Here is an 8,041-nt window from a genome sequence, read left to right on the forward strand (position 1 = left end):
CGAAGGCGAAACGACGATCACCAACCTGCTCGATTCCGACGACACGCGCGTGATGCTCGATGCGCTCGGCAAGCTCGGCGTGAAGCTTGTGCGCGACGGCGACACCTGTGTCGTCACCGGGACGCGCGGCGCGTTCACCGCGAAGACGGCCGATCTGTTCCTCGGCAACGCCGGCACGGCGGTGCGTCCGTTGACGGCGGCGCTCGCGGTCAATGGCGGCGACTATCGCATCCATGGCGTGCCGCGCATGCATGAACGGCCGATCGGCGATCTCGTCGACGGGCTGCGCCAGATCGGCGCGCAGATCGACTACGAGCTGAACGACGGCTTCCCGCCGCTGCGCATCCGGCCCGCGGCGATCGCCGTGGACGCGCCGATCAAGGTGCGAGGCGACGTGTCGAGCCAGTTCCTGACCGCGCTCCTGATGGCGTTGCCGCTCGTCAGGGCGAATGACGGGCAGGTCGTCGTCGAGGTCGATGGCGATCTGATCTCCAAGCCGTACATCGACATCACGATCAAGCTGATGGCGCGTTTCGGCGTCACCGTCGAGCGCGAAGGCTGGCAGCGCTTCGTCGTGCCGGCCGGCACGCGCTACCGCTCGCCGGGCCGGATCATGGTGGAGGGCGACGCGTCGTCGGCGTCCTACTTCCTCGCGGCCGGCGCGCTGGGCGGCGGCCCGCTGCGTGTCGAGGGCGTGGGGCGCGCGAGCATCCAGGGCGATGTCGGCTTCGCGAACGCGCTGATGCAGATGGGCGCCAACGTGACGATGGGCGACGACTGGATCGAGGTGCGCGGCATCGGCCACGACCACGGCAGGCTCGCGCCGATCGACATGGATTTCAACCTGATCCCCGACGCGGCGATGACGATCGCGGTCGCCGCGCTGTTCGCCGACGGCACCAGCACGCTGCGCAACATTGCCAGCTGGCGCGTGAAGGAGACCGACCGCATCGCCGCGATGGCGACCGAGCTGCGCAAGGTCGGCGCGACCGTCCAGGAAGGGCCGGACTATCTCGTCGTCACGCCGCCTGAACAGCTGACGCCGAACGCGGCGATCGACACCTACGACGACCACCGGATGGCGATGTGCTTCTCGCTCGTGAGCCTGGGCGGCGTGCCGGTGCGCATCAACGATCCGAAGTGCGTCGGCAAGACGTTCCCCGACTATTTCGAGCGCTTCGAAGCACTCGCCAAGGCCTGACCCTGTATTCCCGATGAAATCGACCCGACCCTTTCACCCGACCCCCGTCATCACGATCGACGGCCCGACCGCCTCCGGCAAGGGCACCGTTGCGGCGCTGGTGGCGGCCCATCTCGGCTTTCACCTGCTCGACAGCGGCGCGTTGTACCGCCTTTCGGCGCTGGCGAGCATCCGCTACGACATCGCGGCGGAGGATGTCGACGCGCTCGTGAAGCTGATCGACGATCTGCACATCACGTTTCGTGAAGGTTGCGCGCAACTCGACGGCGTCGACGTGTCGAACGAGATTCGTGCCGAGGAAGTCGGCAACCGCGCGTCGGCGATTGCGGTGCACGCGCCGGTGCGGGCCACGCTCGTCGCCCGCCAGCGGGCGTTCCGCAAGACGCCGGGCCTCATTGCGGACGGCCGCGACATGGGCACGGTGATCTTCCCGGACGCAGTGCTGAAGGTGTTCCTGACGGCCAGCGTCGAGGCGCGCGCGACCCGACGGCATAAGCAATTGATGCAAAAAGGTTTTTCTGCTAATATTGAGAACTTGCTCCAGGATCTTCGTGAACGCGATGCGCGCGACAGCAACCGCGCGGCCGCGCCGCTGAAGCCTGCGGCAGACGCCAAGCTGCTCGATACCTCGGCGCTCTCGGTCGACCAGGCGGTCGATCAGGTGTTGCAGTGGTACCGCGAGCTTGGCCAGCCCGCCTGAGAAGGCGGGTGCGGTAGGTGCTCCGCGCCGCGAGCGTGGAGCGTGTGTTGAACCCTTAACCCCGTGTGGCCTTCGATCTGGCTCTTTCAGCCGACCATTCCGGTCGGCGTGGCACAGCGAAACCACGCACACTCAGATTTTTATGTCCGACCTGCAAACCTCCAACCCGAATACCGAATCCTTTGCGGCTCTGTTCGAAGAGTCGCTGACCCGTCAAGACATGCGCGCCGGCGAAGTGATCTCCGCCGAAGTCGTGCGCGTCGACCACAACTTCGTGGTCGTCAATGCCGGCCTCAAGTCCGAGGCTTACATTCCGATCGAGGAATTCCTGAACGATCAGGGCGAGGTTGAGGTGCAGTCGGGCGATTTCGTGTCCGTCGCGATCGACGCACTCGAAAACGGCTACGGCGACACGATCCTGTCGCGCGACAAGGCGAAGCGCCTTGCATCGTGGCTGTCGCTGGAAAAGGCACTCGACAACAACGAACTCGTCACCGGCACGATCACCGGCAAGGTGAAGGGCGGCATGACCGTGATGGTCAACGGCATCCGCGCGTTCCTGCCGGGTTCGCTGGTCGATACGCGTCCGGTCAAGGACACGACCCCGTACGAAGGCAAGACCCTCGAATTCCGCGTCATCAAGCTCGACCGCAAGCGTAACAACGTCGTGCTGTCGCGCCGCGCAGTGATCGAAGCGACCCAGGGCGAAGAGCGCGCGAAGCTGCTCGAAACGCTGAAGGAAGGCGCGATCGTCAACGGCGTGGTCAAGAACATCACCGACTACGGCGCGTTCGTGGATCTGGGCGGCATCGACGGCCTGCTGCACATCACCGACATCGCATGGCGCCGTGTGCGTCACCCGAGCGAAGTCCTGTCGGTTGGCCAGGAAGTCACCGCGAAGATCCTCAAGTTCGACCAAGAGAAGAACCGCGTCTCGCTGGGCATCAAGCAACTGGGCGACGATCCGTGGGAAGGCATCTCGCGCCGCTACCCGTCGGGCACGCGCCTGTTCGGCAAGGTCACGAACATCACCGACTACGGCGCATTCGTCGAAGTGGAATCGGGCATCGAAGGCCTCGTCCACGTGTCGGAAATGGACTGGACGAACAAGAACGTCGCTCCGTCGAAGGTTGTCCAGCTGGGCGACGAAGTCGAAGTCATGGTTCTCGAGATCGACGAAGACCGTCGTCGTATCAGCCTCGGCATGAAGCAGTGCAAGCCGAATCCGTGGGATGACTTCAGCCGCAACTTCAAGAAGGGCGACAAGATCACGGGCGCAATCAAGTCGATCACCGACTTCGGCGTGTTCATCGGTCTGCCGGGCGGCATCGACGGCCTGGTCCACCTGTCGGATCTGTCGTGGAGCGAAGCGGGCGAAGAAGCGGTTCGCAAGTACAAGAAGGGCGACGAAGTCGAGGCAATCGTGCTTGGCATCGACGTCGACAAGGAACGCATCTCGCTGGGCATCAAGCAGCTCGAAGGCGATCCGTTCAGCAACTACGTCGCGATGAACGACAAGGGTTCGATCGTCGACGGCGTCGTGAAGTCGGTCGACGCGAAGGGTGCTGTCATTGCGCTGACGGGCGACATCGAAGGCTACCTGCGTGCTTCGGAAATCTCGCAGGATCGCGTCGAAGATGCGCGCAACGTGCTGAAGGAAGGCGACAAGGTCAACGCGATGGTGATCAACATCGATCGCAAGTCGCGCGGCATCAACCTGTCGATCAAGGCGAAGGATTCGGCCGAACAGCAGGAAGCGATCCGCGGCCTGCAATCGGACTCCAGCGCTGCCGCGACCGGTACGACCAACCTCGGCGCACTGCTGAAGGCCAAGCTCGACGGCCAGAACCAGTAAGCCTTACGAGGTCTGCTGAAGTATGACCAAATCCGAGTTGGTCGCGCAGCTGGCATCGCGATTTCCGCAACTTGTCCTCAAGGATGCGGATTTCGCGGTGAAAACGATGCTTGATGCGATGTCCGATGCACTGTCCAAAGGGCATCGCATTGAAATTCGGGGTTTCGGCAGCTTCGGTCTCAACCGTCGTCCGGCGCGCGTCGGACGCAACCCGAAGTCGGGGGAAAAGGTGCAGGTGCCCGAGAAGTTCGTGCCGCACTTCAAGCCCGGCAAGGAATTGCGTGAACGCGTGGATGGCCGGGCCGGCGAACCGTTGAAGGCTGACGAACCGGACGGCGATCAGTAAGCGTCGTGCGGCATGCCTGGAACCCATCCGGCACAGGCTGAAGAAAAGCGCCCCTCGTGGGCGCTTTTTTTCTGGGCGCGCCTGTCGCGTGCGCGGCCTGCGACGGCATATCTGATGCGGCCCGGCCTGACGCGGCTCGATGCGACGCGACAGGGTCTGACGTATCCGGGCCGACGTCACGCGATCCGCGAGATCCGACCAGTTTTTCTGGCGGATCGGAGGCGTCCCGAGCGGACGTGCAATATCGGATGCGGTGATGCACAAACGCATCCTTTACAATACGGGTCGATTTGGCGTGGCGAAATGGCATCGCGCGCCACGGTGTAACCGCATTCAAAGAGGGGGCTTCATGAAATTCATCGTCTGGCTGATCCGTGTATTGGTGTTCGTGCTGCTGCTGGTGCTGGCATTGGCCAATACGCAAACCGCGACGCTGAATTTCGTGGCCGGGTACAGCTGGCAAGCGCCGCTGATCCTGATCGGCCTCGCATTTTTCGGCGTCGGACTGATTGCCGGATTGTTGTCCGCGTTGCCTGCGATCTTTCGCATGCGGCTCGAGAACGGGCGCCTGAAGCGCGATCTGCGCACGGCGCGCGAAACCCCGGCCGTCATCGACCAACCGCCGATGCCGCCGGTCATTTGAAAGACTTTGGGAGCCGCGCCACTGCCGCGCGGTTTTCGTTTCCGCTTCGATATTTCGCATGGATCTGGATTTCTGGTGGTTGCTCGCGATTCCGGTCGCTTTCGCGTTCGGTTGGGCGACATCACGCTATGACCTGAAGAATCTCCTGTCGGAGAGCGCGAACCTGCCGCGCTCGTATTTCCGCGGCCTGAATTTTCTGCTGAACGAGCAGCCGGACAAGGCGATCGACGCCTTTATCGAGGTCGCCAAGCTCGACCCCGAAACGGTCGAACTGCACTTCGCGCTCGGCAACCTGTTTCGCCGTCGCGGCGAGACGGACCGTGCGATCCGTGTGCATCAGAACCTGCTGAGCCGCACCGATTTGCCGGTCAACGAGCGCGATCACGCGCTGTACGAGCTCGGTCAGGACTTCCTGAAGGCAGGGCTGCTCGATCGCGCGGAAGAGGCGTTCCACAAGCTCGCCGACGGCGACTACGCGCTTGGCGCGCAGCGCGCGCTGCTGACGATCTACGAGATCGAGAAGGACTGGAACAAGTCGATCGCCACCGCCAAGCGTATCGAAGCGATGGGGGCGGGCTCGCTCGACACCGAGATCGCGCAGTTCCATTGCGAGCTCGCGCAGGACGCGCTGCAGCGCAAGGACGCGGCGGCCGCCACCGAACAGTTGCGCCTTGCGCTCGTCGCCAATCCGCAGAACGTGCGCGCGACGATCCTGTCCGGCGATGCGGCGGCCGCGGCGGGCGATCATGCGGCCGCGATCGACTACTGGAAGCGTGTCGAGGCTCAGAATCCGGCTTACCTGCCGCTCGTTGCCGACAAGCTGATGAAGTCGTATGCCGCGCTCGACCGGATGGCCGAGGGCGCCGCGCTGCTGATGGACTACGTCGACCGCTATCCGTCGAATGACCTCCTCGATATCGCGTACCGGCACATCGCCGGGCTGCGCGGGCAGGAAGCGGCGCACGCGCTCGCGCGTGCGGAGATGGAGAAATCGCCGAACCTGTCGGGCATGCTGCATCTGCTCGACGCGCAGATCGCGACAGCCGACGAGCCGCGTCGCAAGGAACTGGAAATGATGCGCGCGCTGATCAGGCAGCGCACCAAGAATCTGCCACGGTATACGTGCCAGAATTGCGGTTTCCGGGCACGGCTCTTTTACTGGCAATGCCCCGGATGCAGCGGCTGGGAAACCTATGCGCCGCGCCGCGTCGAACCCGCCGTCCCGAGCTGATTCCGGACGACGGAGCGCGGCAGGCGCGGCGCTGCCGGGCCATGTCCGGCAGCCAAGTTAGTCAATCACCGGGAAACTTCACCGGAACATCTATGAAAATCACCATCATCGGCACCGGTTACGTCGGTCTCGTCACGGGCGCATGTCTCGCCGAAATCGGTCATGACGTGTTCTGTCTCGACGTCGATCAGCGCAAGATCGACATCCTGAACGACGGCGGCATGCCGATTCACGAACCCGGCCTGCTGGACATCATCGCGCGCAACCGTGCGGCGGGACGCCTGCACTTCTCGACCGACGTCGAGGCGAGCGTCGCGCATGGCGAGATCCAGTTCATCGCGGTCGGCACGCCGCCCGACGAGGACGGCTCTGCCGACCTGCAATACGTGCTCGAGGCGGCGCGCAACATCGGCCGCTACATGACGGGCTTCAAGGTGATCGTCGACAAGTCGACCGTGCCGGTCGGCACCGCGCAGCGCGTGCGCGGCGTGGTCGACGAAGCGCTTGCCGCGCGCGGCCTCGCGGGCAGCGTCGCGCACGGCTTCTCGGTGGTCTCGAACCCCGAGTTCCTGAAGGAAGGCGCGGCGGTCGAGGATTTCATGCGGCCGGACCGGATCATCATCGGCGTCGACGACGACGCGACCGGCACGATCGCCCGCGAGAAGATGAAGAAGCTGTACGCGCCGTTTAACCGCAATCACGAGCGCACGATCTACATGGACGTGCGCTCGGCGGAGTTCGCGAAGTATGCGGCGAACGCGATGCTCGCAACCCGCATCTCGTTCATGAACGAGATGTCGAATCTGGCCGACAAGGTCGGCGCGGACATCGAGGCGGTGCGGCGCGGGATCGGCTCCGATCCGCGCATCGGCTATCACTTCCTGTACGCGGGCGTCGGCTACGGCGGCTCGTGCTTCCCGAAGGACGTGCAGGCGCTGATCCGCACCGCGAGCGAGAACGGGCAGCCGCTTCGTATTCTCGAGGCCGTTGAGGAGGCGAACCACGCGCAGAAGAATGTGCTGCTCGGCAAGATCGAGCGCCACTTCGGTGCGGATCTGGCAGGCCTCGAATTCGCGGTCTGGGGCCTCGCGTTCAAGCCGAACACCGACGACATGCGCGAGGCGCCGAGCCGCCGGCTGATCGCCGCGCTGCTCGAACGCGGCGCGACGGTGCGTGCCTACGATCCGGTCGCGATCGACGAGGCGCGACGCGTGTTCGCGATGGATCTCGGCGCGACTCCGGACGCGCTGTCGCGTCTGCATTTCGTCGACACGCAGGACACGGCGGTCATCGGCGCAGACGCACTCGTGATCGTCACCGAGTGGAAGGAATTCCGGAGCCCCGATTTCAACCGTCTCAAGGCCGAACTGAAATCGTCGGTGATCTTCGACGGGCGCAACCTGTACGAGCCGGATGCGATGGCCGAACTCGGCATCGACTATTACGCGATCGGGCGTCCCCATGTCGATCCTCAGACCCTTTCCCGTGGATAAGCGCATCATGAGTACCCCCCGCGAAGTCGGTCCGGTGCCGCGCGAACAGATTGCGCGCTCGCGCGTGCTGGTCGTGGGCGACGTGATGCTCGATCGCTACTGGTTCGGCAATGTCGATCGCATCTCGCCGGAGGCGCCGGTGCCGGTCGTGCACGTGCAGCGCCAGGAAGAGCGTCTCGGCGGCGCGGCGAACGTCGCGCGCAACGCAGTAACGCTCGGCGCCCAGGCCGGGCTGTTGTGCGTCGTCGGCTGCGACGAGCCGGGCGAGCGGATCGTCGAGCTGCTCGGGAGCAGCGGCGTGCTGCCGTATCTGGAGCGCGACCCCGCGTTGCCGACCACGATCAAGCTGCGCGTGCTCGCGCGCCAGCAGCAGCTGCTGCGTGCCGATTTCGAGGCGATGCCGACGCACGAAGTGCTGCTCGCCGGGCTCGCGCGCTTCGACGCGCTGCTGCCGCAACACGACGTGATCCTGATGTCGGATTACGCGAAGGGCGGCCTGACGCACGTGACGACGATGATCGCGAACGCGCGCGCGGCCGGCAAGCCGGTGCTCGTCGATCCGAAGGGCGACG

The 8,041-nt window shown here is 64.5% G+C and carries 8 protein-coding genes; all 8 read left to right on the forward strand.

Translation table 11 applies throughout. From position 1 onward, the window contains the following. Positions 1–1,201: 3-phosphoshikimate 1-carboxyvinyltransferase (aroA, locus tag KH616_RS17850; protein WP_292248870.1), on the forward strand; the 1,201-nt coding region annotated here is incomplete at its 5' end. A 13-nt stretch (positions 1,202–1,214) separates the two neighbouring features. Further along, the gene (cmk, locus tag KH616_RS17855) at positions 1,215–1,901 is read left to right on the forward strand and encodes a (d)CMP kinase (RefSeq protein WP_292248873.1); all 687 of its coding nucleotides are present in this window, start codon (positions 1,215–1,217) and stop codon (positions 1,899–1,901) included. Between the two features lie 142 nt (positions 1,902–2,043). Further along, the gene (rpsA, locus tag KH616_RS17860; RefSeq protein WP_292248876.1) at positions 2,044–3,756 is read left to right on the forward strand and encodes a 30S ribosomal protein S1; all 1,713 of its coding nucleotides are present in this window, start codon (positions 2,044–2,046) and stop codon (positions 3,754–3,756) included. 22 nt (positions 3,757–3,778) lie between these two features. After that, entirely contained in the window at positions 3,779–4,102 is a 324-nt protein-coding gene (locus tag KH616_RS17865) for an integration host factor subunit beta (protein WP_292248879.1), read from the forward strand. 349 nt (positions 4,103–4,451) lie between these two features. Beyond that, positions 4,452–4,745 (forward strand): lipopolysaccharide assembly LapA domain-containing protein, encoded by a 294-nt coding sequence (locus KH616_RS17870; RefSeq protein ID WP_292248889.1) that lies wholly within the window; start codon positions 4,452–4,454, stop codon positions 4,743–4,745. 58 nt (positions 4,746–4,803) lie between these two features. Beyond that, a complete protein-coding gene (gene lapB, locus KH616_RS17875) occupies positions 4,804–5,976 on the forward strand; it encodes a lipopolysaccharide assembly protein LapB (protein ID WP_292248881.1) in 1,173 nt (390 codons plus the stop codon). A gap of 92 nt (positions 5,977–6,068) precedes the next feature. Further along, positions 6,069–7,469: a UDP-glucose/GDP-mannose dehydrogenase family protein gene (locus KH616_RS17880; RefSeq protein ID WP_292248884.1), complete on the forward strand. Its 1,401-nt coding sequence runs from the start codon at positions 6,069–6,071 to the stop codon at positions 7,467–7,469. A gap of 7 nt (positions 7,470–7,476) precedes the next feature. Next, a partial coding sequence (locus tag KH616_RS17885) for a PfkB family carbohydrate kinase (protein ID WP_292248886.1) occupies positions 7,477–8,041 on the forward strand: 565 nt, incomplete at its 3' end.

The organism is Burkholderia sp. (genome assembly GCF_018375725.1).
Lineage (GTDB): Bacteria > Pseudomonadota > Gammaproteobacteria > Burkholderiales > Burkholderiaceae > Burkholderia.